Here is a 16946-nt window from a genome sequence, read left to right as displayed (position 1 = left end):
CTCCTTTTTACGCGCCGGGCGGTCATCCCCGCACCGACAGCGCTTCAAGTTTCCGGCTCCCCTAACCCTCTGCCGACCGGCAGCAGGCATGGGAGACGGACTTCGTACTTGCAGGCGGCCTGGGCTTACTTCTTCCAGGGGGCCTTGGTCATGCTCCAGACCGGGCTGTTGATGGCCATGTCCATGTCGCGGGCGAAGATGGCGAAGCCGTCGTAGCCGTGATACGGGCCGGAGTAGTCCCAGGAGTGCATCTGGCGGAAGGGGATGCCCATCTTCTGGAAGATGTACTTTTCCTTGACGCCGGAACCCACCAGGTCGGGACGGATCTTTTCGGCGAACTTCTCGAACTCGAAGCCGGTCACGTCGTCGTAGATCAGGGTGCCGTCTTTGACGTAGTGGGTGGTGCGCTGGTAGTCGTCGCCGTGGGCGAATTCGTAACCGGCACCGACCACTTCCATGCCCAGGTCCTCATAGGCGCCGACCACGTGACGGGGACGCAGGCCGCCCACGTACAGCATGACCTTCTTGCCCGTCAGGCGCGGCTTGTACTTGGCGATGATGCCGTCCACCATGGCCTGGTACTTGGCGATGACCTTCTCGGCGTTTTCCTTGATCGTGTCGTCGAAGTGGGAAGCGATTTCCCGCAGGGAGGCAGCGATCTTGGAGGGGCCGAAGAAGTTGTACTCGACCCAGGGAATGCCGTACTTCTCTTCCATGTGCCGGCTGATGTAGTTCATGGAACGGTAGCAGTGCAGCAGGTTGAGCTTGGCCTTGGGGGTCTTTTCCATTTCCGCCAGGGTGCCGTCGCCGGACCACTGGGCGATCACGCGCAGGCCCATCTCTTCCAGCAGGATGCGGGAGGACCAGGCGTCGCCGCCGATGTTGTAGTCGCCGATGATGGTGACGTCGTAGGGGGTGGATTCGAAGCCCTTGTTGTCGGCCTTGTCCAGGACCCAGTCGCGCACCATGTCGTTGGCGATGTGGTGGCCCAGGGACTGGGAGACGCCGCGGAAGCCTTCGCAACGCACCGGCACGATGGTCTTGGAGATTTCCTTGGTCTTCTTCTTGGCCACGGCCTCGATGTCGTCACCGATGAGGCCGATGGGACATTCGGACTGGATGGAGATGCCGCGGGCCAGGGGGAAGATTTCCGTGATCTCGTCGATCACCTTGTCCAGCTTCTTGTCGCCGCCGAAGACGATGTCCTTCTCCTGGAAGTCGGAGGTGACCTGCAGGACGGTGAAGTTGTCCACGCCGACGGTGCCGGAGGCGTAGTTGCGACGGGTGCCCCAGGAGTACTGGCCGCAGCCCACGGGACCGTGGGAGATGTGCACCATGTCCTTGATCGGGCCCCACACCACGCCCTTGGAGCCGGCATAGGCACAACCGCGGATGGTCATGACGCCGGGCAGGGACTTGATGTTGGACTTCACGCCGCAGTCGGGCTTGCCCTCTTCGTACACGTTGAGGTGCTTGGCGCGCTTCTTGGCGGCCTTCTCCGGGTAGGCTTCGAGCACCTCCTGGATCAGCGCCTGGTTGCGCGTTTTGTCGTCGAGTACCGCACTCATGTGATTCTCCTAAATATTGCGTTAGCCACAGAGATCACAGAGAGCACAGAGTTTTTTCGGGCGTCACAGTTGCTCCGTGACCTCTGCGCCCCCTGTGGCTCGTAGTCTTCAAGCGGCGGACTTGGACTTGCCGACGATGGACTCGTCTTCCTTGCTCATGATGCCGAACTCGAGCAGCAGGTCTTCCAGCTCGTCCATGGAGATGGGGGTGGGGATCACGCCGTTGCCGGCATTGGCATGGACCTTCTGGGCCAGGGCGCGGTATTCGCCGGCCTGCTTGGACTCGGGGTCGTACTCCAGCACGGTCATGCGGCGCAGTTCGGCGTGCTGCACCACGTTGTCGCGGGGGACGAAGTGGATCAGCTTGGTGCCGAGCTTCTTGGCCAGGGCGTCGGCCAGCTCGTATTCCTTGTCGGTCTTACGCTCGTTGCAGATCAGACCGCCCAGACGCACGCCGCCGGCATTGGCGTACTTCAGGATGCCCTTGGAGATGTTGTTGGCGGCGTACATGGCCATCATTTCGCCGGACATGACGATGTAGATTTCCTGGGCCTTGTTCTCGCGGATGGGCATGGCGAAGCCGCCACACACCACGTCGCCCAGCACGTCGTAGGAAACGTAGTCCACGCCGTCGTAGGCGCCGTTCTCTTCGAGGAAGTTGATGGCGGTGATAACGCCGCGGCCGGCGCAGCCGACGCCGGGTTCCGGACCGCCGGACTCAACGCAGCGGATGTCGCGGTAACCCACCTTCAGCACGTCTTCCAGTTCCAGGTCTTCCACGGAGCCGGCGTCGGCAGCCAGGGAGAGCACGGTGTCCTGGGCCTTGGCGTGCAGGATCAGACGGGTGGAGTCGGCCTTCGGGTCGCAGCCGACGATGAGGATCTTTTGGCCCATTTCAGCCAGGGCCGCCAGGGTGTTTTGGGAGGTGGTGGATTTGCCGATGCCACCCTTGCCGTAGAAGGCGATTTGACGCAATGCACTCATTTCATTTCCCCTCGATGGTTGAAGTCACAAAATCAATCCCGGCGGTGCCAGGCTTGACCTACTATGGCAAGGGCCGTGCCAGGTCCTCGTTTGCGCCGCAATGCCTTGATACGACTGGAAAATGTGTTTTGTACCGGGCCCTCGCGGCCATGTTGCGAACACGACAAAGGCCCCCGCCCCTGTCGTAAAGACCGCATTCCCCGGCCCCGGACGACGCCCCCAAAGCGGACCGAGCCAGGAGGCGCGCCGGATGGACCTCGCCGCCACCCCACGGCCGGGAGGTCCGTCCCTCCTGCCTCCCCGGCCGGGCATCGCCCAGGCCGCCGCCCTCGCCGGCCGGGTGCGCCAGAACGGGGAATAGATGTTGCTTATGTGCCGGGCATGAAGCCCGACCTGCCCACCGTCCCCCTCGCCCCGCCGCCCCCCGGCCACAGCACCAACCTGGTGGGCGTGCCCTCGGGCCTCCTCGCCAGCCCCGCCTTCAACGAGCACCCCCTGCGCCTGCACATCAGCGGCGTGCGGGAGACCAGCCCGGCCCTCTTCCGCATGCTGGAGGATTCCACCTGCGCCGAGGAGGCCATGGACGCCTTCCAGAAATACATGGCGGCCGTGTTCGGGGTGAACGAGGGGCCGGAGCGACGGCCCCGGGACGACGGCACAGCGCGGCCCGGCCCCCGCCTGTTCCGCTCCAGCTACCGGCGCCTGCTGCAGGGCTGGGGTTTCGATGCCAACAACCCGGAAGGGGCGGTGCTCAAGGGCTGGGTGGAAAGCCGCTTCGGCCTGTTGCCCACCTTCCACAAGGAGCCCCTTGGCCGCTATCCCTCCCGGGCCTGGATGACCTATGTGGAAGAGAAGATGTGCGCCCGCTTCCACAACAACTCCATCCAGCTGCAGCTGGACCTGCTCTACGAGTACTGCCAGTGGATGCTGGCCCGCTACATCTTTCCCAGCCGCCGCCACCTGACCCTCTACCGGGGCGTTAACGACCTCTCCGAACACCACGTGGTCAGCACCCTGTCGCGGCGGGAGGCCATCGTGCGGCAGAACAACCTGATCTCCTTCACCGACGACCGGGAGGTGGCCGACCAGTTCGGCGACACCATCCTGGAAGTGCAGGTGCCCCTGGTGAAGATTCTCTTCTTCAACGGCCTCCTGCCCGGCCCCGTGCTCAAGGGCGAAGGCGAATACCTGGTGATCGGCGGCGATTACCGGGTGCAGATGAGCTACTACTGAAGGAGCCTGCGCCGTGTTCCTCACCCAGCCCCGCCATCCCCCCGCCCCGCCCGGCTCCCTGCTCGACCGGGTGCGGGCCGCCTACCTGGGCTTTGCCATCGGCGACGCCCTCGGCGCCACGGTGGAATTCCTCACCCCCGGCGAAATCGCCGCCCAGTACGGCGTGCATGAACACATCACCGGCGGCGGCTGGCTGCGCCTGAAACCCGGCCAGATCACCGACGACACCCAGATGAGCCTGGCCCTGGGCGACGCCATCCTGGAACACCCGGAATGGAACCTCACCTGCGTCGCCGAACACTTCCTCGCCTGGCTGAAAACCAAGCCCATCGACGTGGGCAACACCTGCCGCCGCGGCATCGTCCGCTACATGCACAAGGGCACCCTGGAATCCCCCTACAGCGACGGCGACGCCGGCAACGGCGCCGTCATGCGCAACCTGCCGGTGGTCATCGCCACCCTGGGGGACGACGACGCCTTCGCCCGCTGGAGCCTGGAACAGGCCCACCTGACCCACAACCATCCCCTCTCCGACGTGGCCACCCTGACCCTGGGCTGCATGACCCGGGCCCTGCTGCGGGGCGAAGGCAAGGAGCGGGCGCGGCAGCTGGCCGACGCCCTGGTGGCCGGCCACCGCAACTTCCGCTTCGATCCCTACCCCAAGCGGGCCACCGGCTATGTAGTGGATACCCTGCAAACCGTCTGCCACGCCTTCTTCAGCACCGACAGCTTCGAGGCCTGCCTGGTGAAGACGGTGAACCTGGGAGGCGACGCGGACACCAACGGCGCCCTGGCCGCCATGCTCGCCGGCGCCCACTACGGCAAAGCCGCCATTCCCTTCCGCTGGCTGCGGCGCCTGGACCGGCACGCCCGCATGGCCGTGGAAGCCCAGGCAACGGGCCTGCTGGCCCTGTCCCAGCGCCGCGCCGCCCCCTGAGCCATTCCCCGGGCACCCCTCCCGGGGGTCGGCAGCCGGCGCCATATGCGCTATGGTTACGTCTCTTACGGCGCAACCCCCAAGGGCATTTCCCATGACCACCGGCTCCAGCGATCAGCACCAGGTTTTCGAACAAATCGGCAAGATGACCCGGGACCTGCACGAAACCCTGCAGGCCCTGGGCCACGACAAGGCCCTGGAACGCACCGTGGACGCCATTCCCGACGCCCGGGAGCGGCTCAACTACGTGCTCTCCATGACCGAACAGGCCGTCTCCCGCGTGCTCAACGCCGTGGACAGCATCAGTCCCACCCAGGACCGGGCCCAGGAAGGCGCCCGCCAGCTCCTCGCCGACTGGGAGCGGGTGGCCGACAAGCGCAAGGATTCCCGGGACTACCAGGAAACCCTGGCCCGCACCCGGGCCTACCTGCAGCAGAGCGACGCCGAGGCCGCCGCCAACAAGGCCCAGCTCACCGAAATCATCCTGGCCCAGGAATTCCAGGACCTCACCGGCCAGGTCATCAAGAAAATCGTGGACCTGGCCCAGGACATGGAAAGCCAGCTCCTCACCCTGCTCGCCCGCACCGCCCCCGGCGAAGGCAAGCAGCCCAAGGACGGCCTCCTCAACGGCCCCGCCATGGATTCGGACAAGAACCAGAAACAGGCCTTCGGCTCCCAGTCGGAAGTGGACAACTTCCTCGAGAGCCTGGGGTTCTAGAACGGGGAGGCTCCACCATGCCGACCGGGAATGATTCGCCGGCCGACCCAAGAAAAAAGGCTGCCCGAGGGCAGCCTTTTTCATATCGCCACCGCTGGGGCGAGTACTCCTGATAAATGGGTGCTTTCACAGCAGTTCCCGGATGGCATCGCACACCTCCCGCCGGGGTGCCAGGCCCAGGACGGACTGGAGCTTGGTGACGGGATAGCGGGTGCGCACCCGCATGGCGTCGATGCGCTCCGGCGTCAGGGGCAGGCGCAGGAAGGGGCTGGCCAGGGCGACAATGCGCCGCACCAGGGTTTCATTGAGGCGCAGGCGGGGACGGCGGACCCCTGCGGCATCGGCGATGGCATTGACCAGATCGCCGTAGGCGCAATCGTTGGAGAGATTGAAGACATGGCCCCGGGCCCGGGGATCGCAGCCGCAGGCCAGCAGCGTCTCCACCACGTCATCCACATGGATGTAGGTGGCCACCACGTCGTCCGGGCCGATGTAGAAAAACAGGCCCTTGCGGATGAAGGCGATCATGGAGCGGAGGGACTGGTTCGGCATGTCGGCGCCGAAGACGTTGGCCGGACGCAGCAGGGTGCAGGTGATGTAGCCTTCCCGGGCGGCATCCAGCACCAGCTGGTCGGCCTCGGTCTTGGTGACTTCGTATTCGCCCACCGGCGCCGGCGCCGTTTCCTCGTCCACGATGCGGGGCTGATGCCGGTCCGGCCGGCGGTCGGGCCCGTAGGCGCCGACGCTGCTCAGTTGCACCCAGTGCAGGGGCTGGCCGCCGGCGGCAAACTGCTGCCTGGCGGCTGCCAGGAGACGGGCCGTGCCATCCACATGGAGGGGCCGCATCCGGGCTGTGTCGTTGATTTCGCCGGCGCAGTGGAACAGCACCCGGGCCCCGGCCAGGAATCCACCCAGCGCCACCTGGGGATCGGTCAGGTCCCCGGCGTGAAAGCTGAGGCCCTGGGGGGCGCCGGTCACCCCGACGCTCTTGCGGGTCAGGGAGCGAACCTGGTCACCCCGGGCCAGCAGGGCTGCTGTCAGGCGTTTGCCGATGAAACCGGAGCCGCCGGTGATGCAAACTTCCAAGGGAAGGGTCCTTTCCAGAAGAGGGGCGAAATGCTGATCAGGCGCAAGCATACAAGACGGAGCCGCCCTGAGGTCGCCCGGGCACTCCCGTGCCGGCCCGGAGAGCTGCCGGAGGGCGGCCCGTCGGTCCCCTGGCGACTGGGCCGGCGATGGCCGGAAGGAAGGACAAATGGAGGATTTTTTTGTATCTTTGCCCTTCCCCATCCCGTCCGCTCCGTCCATGTCGCCCCTCTTTCTCGACGACCTAGCCCCCGGCCAGCGCTTCACCACGCCAGGCATCACTCTCACCGAAGCGGAGATCATCGACTTCGCCTGGCGCTACGATCCCCAGCCCTTCCATCTGGATGTGAACGCCGCCGCGGAATCGCCCTACGGCGGGCTCATCGCCAGCGGTTTCCAGAGCCTGGCCCTGGCTTTCCGCCTGTTCATCCAGAGCGGCATCTTCAGCCGCTCGAGCATCGGCTCCCCGGGCATCGACGAGCTGCGCTGGCTGGCGCCGGTGCGGCCCGGCGATACCCTGCATACGGAAATCGAGGTGCTGGAGGTAAAGCCCTCTTCCTCCAAGCCGGACCGGGGCATCGCCCGCCTCAAGTACGTGGCGGCCAATCAGCGCGGCGAGGCGGTGCTGAGCTTCATCGTCATGCACCTGCTCAAGCGGGCCGGCGCGTGAAGCCGGAGGACCTGCAACTGCTGGTGACCCGGGAGATGCCCTTCGGCAAGCACAAGGGCACGCTCATCGCCGACCTGCCGGGCAACTACCTCAACTGGTTCGCACGGGAGGGCTTTCCCCCCGGCGAGATCGGCCGGCTGCTGGCCCTGATGCAGGAGATCGACCACAACGGCCTCTCCCATCTGCTCCAGCCCCTGCGCCAGGGGCGCTAGCGGCGCCACAACACAGGGCCCCGGCGGGGCCCTTTTCTTTTCAATGGATGTTGAAGCAGCCCGCCGTCTCGGCGTCGTCGCCCAGGCGCGCCAGTTCGCGCCGGATGTGGCGCAGCAGCTGGCTGCCCACGGGCAGGCAGTCCTTCGGCCGCACCTGCCAGCCGTCGGGACCGGGGCTGATGTCGGCCACGGTCTCCGCCAGCATTTCCGGGATGCCGTCCTCAATGCCGTAGTAGCGCTCGATCCAGCGGATGCGATGGAAGGGGGCGGCGGCCAGGAGGGCTGGATGCTGGGTCAGGGCGGCGGCGATGACCCGGTCGATGGCGACGGAAATGGAGACGCCCGGGTTCTCCGGCAGTTCGTGCAGGATGGCCAGGATGCCCTCCCCCTCCGGCGGCGCCGCCAGGGTCAGGCCGCACAGGGAGGGCCGGCCGCCGAGGCGGTAGCGCACCAGCAGCATGGGACTCAGGCCACCGCGCAGTCCAGGGCGGCCTCCAGGGCCGCCGCCACTTCGGCCAGGGGCCGGTCGATGACCGTGATGCCCTGCTCGGCGATGAAGCGCAGTTCGTTGCGGGTCAGCTCCGCCGCCGGCAGCACGGCGAAGTGGGGGCCGGCGGAGCGCTTCATCACCTGGCGCGCGTAGGTGCGGGTCAGCTGGTCGCGGAAGCGGCAGCCGAAGAAGACGAAGCCCCGGCTGGCGCGGCGGCTTTTCACCGCCTCGGGGATGGGGGTCTGGATGTCGATCTCCGTCAGCACTTCGACGAAGTCGGAATCGGAGATGATGAAGTTGCCCGCCGGCTGCACCCCGCCCAGGGGCTTGTACACCAGGGTGCGGCAGGCCGCCGCCCCGGCCTCGGGGAGGGGGGCGCCGGCGGCGTCGTAGCAGAGATACCAGCCTTCCCGCACCTCGGCCCGGCTGACACCCTGGATCTGGGCCCAATCACTGTTGCCGGCGAAGGCGCCGGCGAGGGCCGTGTCATAGCCCGTGTCCACCACCATGGGCGGCGCCAGGCGGGCCAGCAGGCGGTAGAAGGCGGGCACTTCGGCCGGGGTGGCGAAGGCCTCCAGCATCAGCTTGCGCAGGGTCTTGCGATGGCGGAAGTTCTCGATGTACTGGGCCGTGGCCGTGGGGTTGCGGCGGATGCGCGAAGGCACCGTGGCCCGCTTGGAGAGGAAGGCGGCGAGAGCCTCCGGCGCCAGGGGCAGGGCGGCGTTGGCCGGTGCCAGCAGCACCGCCTCGGCCCCCAGGTAGGGAATCAGGGCGCCGCTGCCAAGACCGTCGGCAACGGTGGCGAGCAGACCGTCGGTGCTGTCGGCGCCCATGGTCTTCACTCCTCGCTCAGCTTGGCGGCTTCGATGGTGATGGGCATGGGGGTGTCCACCGCCATCTCCGGCAGCTGCAGCTTCCAGCCGTTGCCCAGGGTGATCTGGCCGCCCCACAGGGTGGCCTTCTCGGTGAACACCACGTCCTGCTCCAGGTCCTTCTTGGGGACGTAGACCGACAGGTTGCCGTTCTTGTCCTTGCGCAAGGTGATTTTCATGTTGCCCTCTCCCACTTGGTCTAAAGATTCGATTTCGCGTCCCTTCATGCCGACCAGGCAGCCCCGGTCCACGAAGTCCACGCCGTAGATGTAAAACTGCTGCAGAAAGGTGCCGATACTGGTGACGTAGCCCACGTCCCCCTTGTGTACCAGCACCTCGCCGATTTCCCTGAGGGGATAGGTGCCGTCGTTCTTCACATACTTCCGGGCGACGACTTTCTCGCCGAAATGGAACTGGGGCGGGCCATCCAGTTCCACCACATCGCTGTCCCGGGCCGACATGATCCCGGCCTCAGCCCTTGTGGCTGGAGCAGCCAGCCATGGCACCCTGGGGCGCCTGGTCCCGCTTCATGAAGGTGACCACGCCGACGCCGCCCGCGGCGGCACCGTCACCGGCCCCGCAGCCGCAGACGTGGGGGCCGTTGGGGTTGGTGAAGGAGAGGCCGGAGGACGAGGGGCTTTCCTTGAAGTCGATGGTGTAGCCGTGCAGCAGGCTGCAGCTCTCGGCGGTGAGGAACAGGAGGGCCCCGTTCTGCTCGATCACCGTGTCGCCGGGCGTCGGCGTCTCGGCCACGGTGAAGCTGGAATCGAAGCCGGAACAGCCGCCGGGCTTGACCGAGAGGCGGAAACCGGCGGACGCCGAGCCTTCGCCGAAACGCACCATCTGGCGCATGTACTTGGCGGCGCGGGGCGTGATGTTGACGCACATATCCTTACCTCCGGGGGTTGGGGTTTTTTTGTTTAGCCACAGAGGGCACAGAGAACACAGAGCAACGTCGACAACTTCCCGCGCTGCCGGCCTGACCTTCGGGCACAGCGCCCAGGGATTTTCCCTCTGTGTTCTCTGTGTCCTCTGTGGCTGCCTTCAGGCCTGGTAGCGCGGCACGCTCTTGTCCACGACGATGCAGTCGGCCGGGCAGGCGGCGATGCACTGGGGATCGTCGTAATGACCGATGCACTCGGTGCAGCCGTCAGCCTTGATGGCGAACAGGCCGTTCTTCTCGTAGATGGCGTCGTTGGGACATTCCTGTTCGCAGGCACCGCAGGCGGTACAGGCGGAGGCGTTGATCTTGTAGGCCATGATGGGCTCCTTGTCTTAGGGGGTGACGGATGGGTTGGATGGCCTCAGGCGACCAGGCTGGTGGCGCCCTGGCGCCGCTCCAGACGCTGCTGGAACCAGGCCAGGGCCGAGGCTTCGATGTATTCGTGGGCGTAGTCCTGCACCGGCTCGATGCCCGCGGCCTGCAGTTCCTTCATGGGGCAGTGGCCGATCTTGGCCACCAGAACGGCGGCGCAGTCCTGGAGGGCGTCGAGGATGGAGGGCATGGCCTCCTCTTCCTCGTAGCCGCCGGCACAGTAGTGCTCCACCTTGCGATGGCCGACGAACTTGGCGCCGGCGGCGGAGACTTCGTACACCTGGAACTCGCTGGCGTGGCCGAAGTGCTGGTTGATGCGGCCACCGCCCTTGGTGGCCACGGCCACCAGGGCCTTCTCCGAAGCGCCGGCCAGGCCGGCCTTCTTTTCAGCTTCGGCGGCACGCTGATCGGCCCGCTCCTTCTCTACGAAGTCCCGGTAGGCCTGGCGGGCGGTGGGGTCGTAGGTGGCGGCAATGGCGTCCAGCTTGTCGCTGGTGAATTCCTGGCTGCGGTCCTCCCCCAGCATGCCGACGGCGTCGGCGCGGCACTGGCGGCAGTGGCGCATCAGCTTCATGTCGCCTTCGCACTCGTCCTGCAGGGCCTTCAGTTCGGCGGCGGTGGGGCCGCGCTGGCCGGTGAGGCCGAAGTGGGTACCGTGGGCCGGGTCGGAAATGAGCGGCATGATGTTGTGCAGGAAGGCGCCCTTGGCCTTCACCACCTTGTTCACTTCCTTCAGGTGATGGTCGTTGATGCCGGGGATCAGCACCGAGTTCACCTTCACCAGGATGCCGGCGGCGGTGAGCATCTCCAGGCCCAGCATCTGCCGCTCGTGCAGGATCCGCGCCGCTTCCAGGCCGTGGTAGCGCTTGTGGTTGTGGAAGATCCAGGGGTAGATGTGCTGGCCCACTTCCGGGTCCACCATGTTGATGGTGATGGTGACGTGGTCCACATTGAACTTCTTGATGGTCTCCACGTGGTCCGGCAGGGCCAGGCCGTTGGTGGAGAGACAGAGCTTGATGTCCGGCGCGCTCTGCTGGATCAGCTCGAAGGTCTTGAAGGTCTTGGCCGGATTGGCCAGGGCGTCGCCCGGGCCGGCGATGCCGACCACGGAAAGCTGGGGAATCTCGGCGGCCACCGCCAGCACCTTCTTGCCCGCCATTTCCGGGGTCAGCTTCTCGCTTACCACGCCGGGGCGGGATTCGTTGGCACAGTCGTACTTGCGGTTGCAGTAGTTGCACTGGATGTTGCAGGCCGGGGCCACCGCCACGTGCATGCGGGCGAAGTGGTGGTGGGCCTCGCTGCTGTAGCAGGGGTGGTCCTTCACCTTCTCCCAGATATGGGCGGGCATGTCGGCCGGACCTTCGCCGGAGCCGCAGCTGGAGGAGCTGCAGCCGCCGGCGGACGCGGCGCCGCTGTGGGCGGAAGCGATGGGGATGATGCGGCGGGAAGCCGGGGCTCCTGCCGCCGTTCCACTCATGCCGCTCATGCCAGTTTGGGCGCTCGGGTTCTGCATGGTCCGCTCCTGTCGGGGTTGGGGCTCGTTGTCTCGGGGCCCTTGACTGCAGGCCCTGCAACACCCCTAGAGCAACCCATGTGCCAGGTCCGGAATTTCCATTTTTATTGATATTAAACAGTCACTTGGGCAACCGGTGTCGGCTTGTACCCTTTGTCGCGGACACGACGCCCCTGTATCGAAGCCGACAATGGCCCGGGACGCCGAGCGCCCCTCGTCGTGCCGCCGAAACCCGCGTGGATAGGGCATCTCCAAGGCATGACCGGCACTGGCACAGTTCTCGCACTGGTGGTGGCGTCATTCAATCCAACCTACTTATCCCTTGAGGCTGCCATGACCCAAAACGCCGTACTCTCCAAACTCTCCGGCAAACTGCTCTCCCCCCTCATCAGCGGCCCCACGGGCAAGGCCGGGCGCTTCGGCTTCCGCGGCGAACTGGGCCTGGAATTCCCGGAAAGCGTCGCCGGCGAAGCCCGTCCCCCCATCACCAAGGCCGACCAGGTGATCCTGGCTGCCGAAGGCGAACAGCTGGTGTTCTTCGCCGCCCACGTGGACTCCCTCGCCCACCTGGACCACATCGTCGCCATGATGGGCGATTCCCTGGTGCCCGCCGGGAAGTACTTCCTCTTCGCCGGCAACGTGGACTTCTCCAAGAAGTACGCCGTGGAAGTGGGCGGTGTCAGCTGGAACGTGTATCCCCTGGACGAAGCCACGGTGTGGAATGAGCTGCTGGACCTGCTCTACCTGGAACGCAGCGACCTGAAGAAGGCCTCCGCCGAAGCCAAGGTGGATGCGGTGGTGGATGCGGCGGCCAAGTACAACGGCAAGCTGCCGGTGATCCCCTACGCCCAGGCCCTGGCCGAAATGGGTCCGGTGAAGGTGGCCGAGAACCGCCCCGTCTGATCTCTCCTCGGTCCGCACCCTGCCCCCGGGGCGCGGACCTTTTGCTTACGTCGCTCCCGCCGGCGGCCGTTCCCAGCCACGGGTGCAAGCCAGGGCCGGCCTTCCGGCCGGGAGTGGCGTATCCCTTTTTGACGCTTCCCGACGGCAACGGCCATGGCCCACGTCATCTTCTACGAAAAGCCCGGCTGCGGCGGCAATGCCCGGCAGCGGGCCCTGCTCCAGGCCGCCGGCCACACCCTGACGGTGCGCGACCTGCTGGGCGAGCCATGGACGGCAGCCACCTTGCTGGCCTTCCTCGAGCCCCTGCCGGTGAGCGAGTGGTTCAACCGGGCCGCTCCCCGCCTCAAGAATGGTGAAGTGCAGCCCGAAACCCTGGGCCGGGATGCTGCCCTGGCCCTGCTGCTGGCCGAGCCCCTGCTGATCCGCCGCCCCCTGTTGCAGGTGGGGGATGAACGAAGGGTGGGTTTCGATACGACGGCCATCGCCCAATGGATCGGCCTGGAAGGCGCAGGGGATAAGGATGTCGGCGAGGGCTGCCCCAAGGGCGAAGAGCACCGGCCCTGTCCGCCGCCCACGGCCTAGAATCGCCGTCCCATAAGACCCTCCGGGCATCTCCCGGATGAGCCGCACCCTACCCCGCGCCCCGCCCGAATTCCGCCAACGACCCGGCCCGGGGTGGCGAACCACCCGGCCGACCTGGCGCACCGATCGCTATGGACGGGGTACGCCGGAAGCTACAGGCGCTTCACCTCGATATTGAATTTCTTCAGGGCGTAGCCGATCTGCCGCGGCGTCAGGTTGAGCAGCCGGGCCGCCTTGGCCTGGACCCAGCCGCAACGTTCCATGGCCTCGATCAGCCGTTCCCGTTCCGAGACGAAGGCGTCGCTGCCTTCGGCCAGGTCGTCGTCGCCGTAGTCGGGCGGTGCCGCCGCAGGCATGGCCGGCCGGGCCGGCGCCGCCACCACCGGAATGGGGTCGCGGAAGTGAACCGGCTGGGATTGGGGCTGGATCGGCTCCCGGGCCGGGAAGGTGGTGTGGCCGCCGGGATGGGTGCCCGGCATGTCCATCACCGGATGGCAGGCCCGGGAGGCGGAGGATTCGAGCAGCACGGAGGAGAAGCACTGGCCCTTCTGGCAGCGCATGTCCGACTCCCGGATGAGGGCGCCCCGGGTCATGGTGGCGGCCCGCTCGATGCAGTTCTCCAGCTCCCGCACGTTGCCCGGCCAGTTGCAGTGCTGCAGGATCTCCACCGCACCGGGCGTGATGGTCAGCTTGCGGTTGTTCTCCCGGTTGAAGCGGGAAAGGAAGAAGTCCACCAGCAGGGGGATATCCTCCTTGCGCTCCCGCAGGGGCGGCAGCAGGATGGCCACCACATTGAGGCGGAAATAGAGGTCGGCGCGGAAGTCGCCCTTCTGCACCATTTCCTCCAGGTTGCGGTTGGTGGCGGCCACCAGGCGGAAGTTGGCCTTGTGGGTCTTGTTGCCGCCGACCCGCTCGAACTCGTGCTCCTGCAGGACGCGCAGCAGCTTGGCCTGGAAGGAGGAGGAAATGTCGCCGATCTCGTCCAGGAACAGGGTGCCGCCGTCGGCCATCTCGAAGCGGCCCTTGCGCTCGGCAGTGGCGCCGGTGAAAGCGCCCTTCTCGTGGCCGAAGAGTTCGGATTCGAGCAGGGTCTCCGGCAGGGCGGCACAGTTCACCTTGACGAAGGGGCCCTTGGAACGGGGCGACAGATAATGGATGGCGTGGGCGATGGCCTCCTTGCCGGTGCCCGACTCGCCCCGCAGGAGGATGGTGGAGTTGCCCGGTGCCGCCTGGTGCACGTCGGCGAACACCTCCTTCATGCGCTTGGAGCGGCCGATGACGTTTTCCACGTCGTACTTGCCCTGCAACTGCTTCTGCAGGCGGTGGGTCTCCAGCATCAGCTGGGCCCGCTCGGCGGCAATGGCCTGGTGCAGCTTGAAGGTCTGGCCCACCAGGCTGGCCACCAGGGACAGCAGGCGCACGTCCCGGTCGAAGCTGGCGGGCTTGGAGGCGCCGGGAGGCCGGTCCACGCTGAGCACGCCCACCACCTCGCGGCCGATCTTCACCGGCACGGCGATGAGGGCCACCCCGGCGCACTGGGACAGGTCCCGGCCGGTACGGTTGATGAAGACCGGGTCGGCGGTGATGTCGGGCACCACCATGGGGCTGCCGTGCTTGAGCACCTGGCCGACGATGCCGCTTTCGGCGTCGAGGATGATGTCTTCCTGGACGGCAAAAGGCACCCCGGCTGCACCAAGTACGTGCAGTTTTCCTTCGCCCTGCACCATGCTGACCATGGCATGCCTCATGTGGAGGTGGGTCAGCATGACGTTGAGCGCCTCCCGCACCGACTTCTGGAAGTCCAGCGAGGAGGTGAGAATCTTGCTGATCTCATAGATGGTGACCAGTTCCAGGTCAGCATCCCGATCCAGTTTTGTTGCCGTCATAACCAGCTCCTGAAGAGTTCTTCTGCCTCCCCCGCGAACTCTTTTTCTTGTGCCTGAATCAGAGCAGGTTCCATGCCACGATCGTGACCTAATTCACGCTTGGCCCCCGTCGCCGCCGCCCACCACCTCCACCCGGTTGCGGCCGCCCGCCTTGGCCCGGTACAGGGCCTGGTCGGCCCGGGCGATGAGGGCATCGGCCTCGTCCCCCTCGCCCCGATAGCTGGCCAGGCCGACGCTGACGCTGACCGCAATCTCCAGCACCACGTTGCCGGGCAGCACCACCCGCACCGGCGCCGCGCCGACGGCCGCCCGCAGGCGCTCGCCCACGGCCGCCAGGTCCTCCTCCCGGGTCTGGGGCAGGATCACCAGGAATTCCTCGCCGCCGTAGCGGATCGGCACGTCGGCCTTGCGGATGGTGTCCATCAGGCGCCGCGCCGTCTCCCGCAGCACCTGGTCCCCCGCCGGGTGGCCGTGGCTGTCGTTGATGCGCTTGAAGTGGTCGATGTCGAGCATGGCCACCGCCAGTTCGATCTCGTGGCGGCGCGAGGCGTAGGCCGCCTCGTCGAGCCGGGCCAGGCCGTAGCGGCGGTTGCGGCAGCGGGTCAGGGGATCGGTGACGGCGCCGGTGTAGTTGCGCGAGTTTTCCACCGCCAGGGTCAGGTGGCCGCCCAGGTTGGCCAGCAGTTCCTCGTCGGCCTGGACCCGGGAAGCCCCTTCCATACTGCACACCAGGAGGCCGGAAAGGCGGCCGCCGCTGCCCAGGGGCACGGCGAAATGCAGGGCGCCGCCGCCCACGCCCAGTTGCAGTTCCAGGCTGGCCACCGCCGCCTGGGCCATGGACAGGGGAAAGCCGTCCAGGGCCTCCCGGGCCAGGAGCTCCTGGCCCAGCAGGGCCGGCGCCAGGGCGCCTTCGCCGGTGAACAGGGCATCGCTGCGGTCACTGGCGCAGACCCAGGTGCCGTCGGCCGATTCGGCGAAGAAGGCGACGAAGGCCGGCGCCAGCTTCTGTTCCAGGACCCGCACCACGGTGGAGGCCACCGCCGACATTTCCATGTTGCGGGAGACCTCCACCACCAGGGTGTACAGCAGGCCCGACTCCAGGTTGGAGGATTCAAGACGGGCCACCTGGTCCTCGATGCGGTCCACCATGTGGTTGAAATGGGCCGCCAGATGGCCCAGTTCGCCCCGTTCGGCCACCGGCGCCCGGGCCTGCAGGTCGCCGCCGGCCAGGCGCCCGGCCGTATCCACCAGCACCTCCACCGGCTCCAGCACGGAGCGGCGGAATAACCAGTAGATCAGCACCAGGGACACCAGGCCGCAGGCCAGGCCGATCAGCAGCAGGCCGCGGCGCCGCTCGGCGGCAGCCTGATTGAGGGGAGTCAGGTCGAAATCCACCAGCACCAGGCCCCGCAGCTTTTCCCCCGGGTCCTGGTGGCAGCCCTTGCATTCGGGCCGGGCCGGCACAGCGCTGACCACCCGCAGCCAGTGCTGGCCCGCCGCATCCACCACGGCCCGGGTGACGGGAAACTGTTCGGGCACCATGCCGTCGCAGCCGGGGCAGGCCGGGTTGCCGGCCACCTCGATGCTGCCGCCGCGCAGGGACGGGTCAGTACTGGCCTTGACGCTGCCGTTGCGGGCCAGCACGGAAATGCGGCCGACGCCGGCCGTCTCGATGTAGGTGGAAGCTTCCCGGGTGACGCCGTCCCAGGCCGCGGCACCGCCGCCGGCCAGCATGCGCCGCACCAGGCCCTCGGCCACCAAGCTGGAAATCTTGTGGGCGTGGGCCGTGTGCTGTTCGCCGTAGAGGCGCTCCTCCTGCCGGGTCACCAGCCAACCCACCACCACCAGGGCCGCCACCAGCACCAGCATGGCGCCGACGCCGATGCGCACGGAAATGCGCTGCCACCAGGGCACATGTCCGGGCACCTCCCGGCCGGGGTACGCTCCTGCCACCACGATCCCACCTCCCTTGATCCC

The 16946-nt window shown here is 66.9% G+C and carries 18 protein-coding genes; 7 read left to right on the top strand and 11 right to left on the bottom strand.

What is annotated here, in order from left to right; translation table 11 throughout:
- Positions 1 to 125: 125 nt before the first annotated feature.
- Entirely contained in the window at positions 126 to 1568 is a 1443-nt protein-coding gene (nifD, locus tag AC3QLZ_RS11720; protein WP_014236062.1) for a nitrogenase molybdenum-iron protein alpha chain, read from the bottom strand.
- Positions 1569 to 1676: 108 nt separating this feature from the next.
- A complete protein-coding gene (gene nifH, locus AC3QLZ_RS11715; protein ID WP_014236061.1) occupies positions 1677 to 2552 on the bottom strand; it encodes a nitrogenase iron protein in 876 nt (291 codons plus the stop codon).
- Between the two features lie 381 nt (positions 2553 to 2933).
- On the opposite strand from nifH, the gene AC3QLZ_RS11710 reads away from it, so the two are divergent.
- The 3 genes from AC3QLZ_RS11710 (at position 2934) to AC3QLZ_RS11700 (ending at position 5440) form a co-directional block, all read left to right on the top strand.
- Positions 2934 to 3785 carry an NAD(+)--dinitrogen-reductase ADP-D-ribosyltransferase gene (locus AC3QLZ_RS11710; RefSeq protein WP_014236060.1) on the top strand — a complete coding sequence of 284 codons (852 nt, stop codon included), beginning with the start codon at positions 2934 to 2936 and terminating at the stop codon, positions 3783 to 3785.
- A 13-nt stretch (positions 3786 to 3798) separates the two neighbouring features.
- Positions 3799 to 4722: an ADP-ribosyl-[dinitrogen reductase] hydrolase gene (gene draG / locus AC3QLZ_RS11705; protein ID WP_014236059.1), complete on the top strand. Its 924-nt coding sequence runs from the start codon at positions 3799 to 3801 to the stop codon at positions 4720 to 4722.
- Positions 4723 to 4816: 94 nt separating this feature from the next.
- Positions 4817 to 5440: a protein phosphatase CheZ gene (locus AC3QLZ_RS11700; RefSeq protein WP_014236058.1), complete on the top strand. Its 624-nt coding sequence runs from the start codon at positions 4817 to 4819 to the stop codon at positions 5438 to 5440.
- 126 nt (positions 5441 to 5566) lie between these two features.
- Here AC3QLZ_RS11700 and AC3QLZ_RS11695 read toward each other — a convergent pair whose 3' ends face one another.
- On the bottom strand, positions 5567 to 6526 hold the full coding sequence (locus AC3QLZ_RS11695) for an NAD-dependent epimerase/dehydratase family protein (protein ID WP_014236057.1): 960 nt from the start codon (positions 6524 to 6526) through the stop codon (positions 5567 to 5569).
- 169 nt (positions 6527 to 6695) lie between these two features.
- Between AC3QLZ_RS11695 and AC3QLZ_RS11690 the strand changes: the two genes are divergently transcribed.
- A complete protein-coding gene (locus AC3QLZ_RS11690) occupies positions 6696 to 7196 on the top strand; it encodes a MaoC family dehydratase (RefSeq protein ID WP_014236056.1) in 501 nt (166 codons plus the stop codon).
- Positions 7193 to 7408 carry a DUF3820 family protein gene (locus tag AC3QLZ_RS11685; RefSeq protein ID WP_014236055.1) on the top strand — a complete coding sequence of 72 codons (216 nt, stop codon included), beginning with the start codon at positions 7193 to 7195 and terminating at the stop codon, positions 7406 to 7408. The genes AC3QLZ_RS11690 and AC3QLZ_RS11685 overlap by 4 nt, the downstream gene beginning before the upstream one ends.
- Positions 7409 to 7448: 40 nt before the next feature.
- On the opposite strand, the gene AC3QLZ_RS11680 is transcribed toward AC3QLZ_RS11685, so the two are convergent.
- The 6 genes from AC3QLZ_RS11680 to nifB form a co-directional block, all read right to left on the bottom strand.
- Positions 7449 to 7868 (bottom strand): hypothetical protein, encoded by a 420-nt coding sequence (locus AC3QLZ_RS11680; RefSeq protein ID WP_014236054.1) that lies wholly within the window; start codon positions 7866 to 7868, stop codon positions 7449 to 7451.
- Positions 7869 to 7873: 5 nt separating this feature from the next.
- Positions 7874 to 8731 carry an SIR2 family NAD-dependent protein deacylase gene (locus tag AC3QLZ_RS11675; RefSeq protein WP_130459555.1) on the bottom strand — a complete coding sequence of 286 codons (858 nt, stop codon included), beginning with the start codon at positions 8729 to 8731 and terminating at the stop codon, positions 7874 to 7876.
- 5 nt (positions 8732 to 8736) lie between these two features.
- Positions 8737 to 9231 carry a putative nitrogen fixation protein NifT gene (nifT, locus tag AC3QLZ_RS11670; RefSeq protein ID WP_014236052.1) on the bottom strand — a complete coding sequence of 165 codons (495 nt, stop codon included), beginning with the start codon at positions 9229 to 9231 and terminating at the stop codon, positions 8737 to 8739.
- Between the two features lie 10 nt (positions 9232 to 9241).
- Positions 9242 to 9658 carry a HesB/IscA family protein gene (locus AC3QLZ_RS11665; RefSeq protein WP_014236051.1) on the bottom strand — a complete coding sequence of 139 codons (417 nt, stop codon included), beginning with the start codon at positions 9656 to 9658 and terminating at the stop codon, positions 9242 to 9244.
- Between the two features lie 156 nt (positions 9659 to 9814).
- Positions 9815 to 10030, bottom strand: a complete 216-nt coding sequence (locus tag AC3QLZ_RS11660; protein ID WP_014236050.1) for a 4Fe-4S binding protein — start codon at positions 10028 to 10030, stop codon at positions 9815 to 9817.
- A 44-nt stretch (positions 10031 to 10074) separates the two neighbouring features.
- Entirely contained in the window at positions 10075 to 11598 is a 1524-nt protein-coding gene (gene nifB, locus AC3QLZ_RS11655; protein ID WP_014236049.1) for a nitrogenase cofactor biosynthesis protein NifB, read from the bottom strand.
- A gap of 333 nt (positions 11599 to 11931) precedes the next feature.
- Here nifB and AC3QLZ_RS11650 point away from each other — a divergent pair, with 333 nt between their 5' ends.
- Both AC3QLZ_RS11650 and AC3QLZ_RS11645 read left to right on the top strand, forming a co-directional pair.
- Positions 11932 to 12501 (top strand): hypothetical protein, encoded by a 570-nt coding sequence (locus AC3QLZ_RS11650; RefSeq protein WP_014236048.1) that lies wholly within the window; start codon positions 11932 to 11934, stop codon positions 12499 to 12501.
- Positions 12502 to 12654: 153 nt separating this feature from the next.
- Positions 12655 to 13083, top strand: a complete 429-nt coding sequence (locus AC3QLZ_RS11645) for an ArsC/Spx/MgsR family protein (RefSeq protein ID WP_014236047.1) — start codon at positions 12655 to 12657, stop codon at positions 13081 to 13083.
- Positions 13084 to 13235: 152 nt separating this feature from the next.
- Here the strand turns inward: AC3QLZ_RS11645 and nifA are convergent, their stop codons facing one another.
- Both nifA and AC3QLZ_RS11635 read right to left on the bottom strand, forming a co-directional pair.
- Positions 13236 to 14969, bottom strand: coding sequence for a nif-specific transcriptional activator NifA (gene nifA / locus AC3QLZ_RS11640; protein WP_014236046.1), 1734 nt, complete (start codon positions 14967 to 14969; stop codon positions 13236 to 13238).
- Positions 14970 to 15062: 93 nt separating this feature from the next.
- On the bottom strand, positions 15063 to 16925 hold the full coding sequence (locus tag AC3QLZ_RS11635) for a GGDEF domain-containing protein (protein ID WP_014236045.1): 1863 nt from the start codon (positions 16923 to 16925) through the stop codon (positions 15063 to 15065).
- Positions 16926 to 16946: the final 21 nt, after the last annotated feature.

The organism is Azospira sp. MPR-LB4 (assembly GCF_058809525.1).
This window is presented reverse-complemented; position numbering and strand designations above follow the sequence as displayed.

Coding starts and splice junctions, on each gene's coding strand:
- nifD (WP_014236062.1), bottom strand. CDS start 1,568: ATGAGTGCGGTACTCGACGACAAAACGCGCAACCAGGCGCTGATCCAG.
- nifH (WP_014236061.1), bottom strand. CDS start 2,552: ATGAGTGCATTGCGTCAAATCGCCTTCTACGGCAAGGGTGGCATCGGC.
- AC3QLZ_RS11710 (WP_014236060.1), top strand. CDS start 2,934: ATGAAGCCCGACCTGCCCACCGTCCCCCTCGCCCCGCCGCCCCCCGGC.
- AC3QLZ_RS11700 (WP_014236058.1), top strand. CDS start 4,817: ATGACCACCGGCTCCAGCGATCAGCACCAGGTTTTCGAACAAATCGGC.
- AC3QLZ_RS11690 (WP_014236056.1), top strand. CDS start 6,696: ATGGAGGATTTTTTTGTATCTTTGCCCTTCCCCATCCCGTCCGCTCCG.
- AC3QLZ_RS11680 (WP_014236054.1), bottom strand. CDS start 7,868: ATGCTGCTGGTGCGCTACCGCCTCGGCGGCCGGCCCTCCCTGTGCGGC.
- AC3QLZ_RS11675 (WP_130459555.1), bottom strand. CDS start 8,731: ATGGGCGCCGACAGCACCGACGGTCTGCTCGCCACCGTTGCCGACGGT.
- nifT (WP_014236052.1), bottom strand. CDS start 9,231: ATGTCGGCCCGGGACAGCGATGTGGTGGAACTGGATGGCCCGCCCCAG.
- AC3QLZ_RS11665 (WP_014236051.1), bottom strand. CDS start 9,658: ATGTGCGTCAACATCACGCCCCGCGCCGCCAAGTACATGCGCCAGATG.
- AC3QLZ_RS11660 (WP_014236050.1), bottom strand. CDS start 10,030: ATGGCCTACAAGATCAACGCCTCCGCCTGTACCGCCTGCGGTGCCTGC.
- nifB (WP_014236049.1), bottom strand. CDS start 11,598: ATGCAGAACCCGAGCGCCCAAACTGGCATGAGCGGCATGAGTGGAACG.
- AC3QLZ_RS11650 (WP_014236048.1), top strand. CDS start 11,932: ATGACCCAAAACGCCGTACTCTCCAAACTCTCCGGCAAACTGCTCTCC.
- AC3QLZ_RS11645 (WP_014236047.1), top strand. CDS start 12,655: ATGGCCCACGTCATCTTCTACGAAAAGCCCGGCTGCGGCGGCAATGCC.
- nifA (WP_014236046.1), bottom strand. CDS start 14,969: ATGACGGCAACAAAACTGGATCGGGATGCTGACCTGGAACTGGTCACC.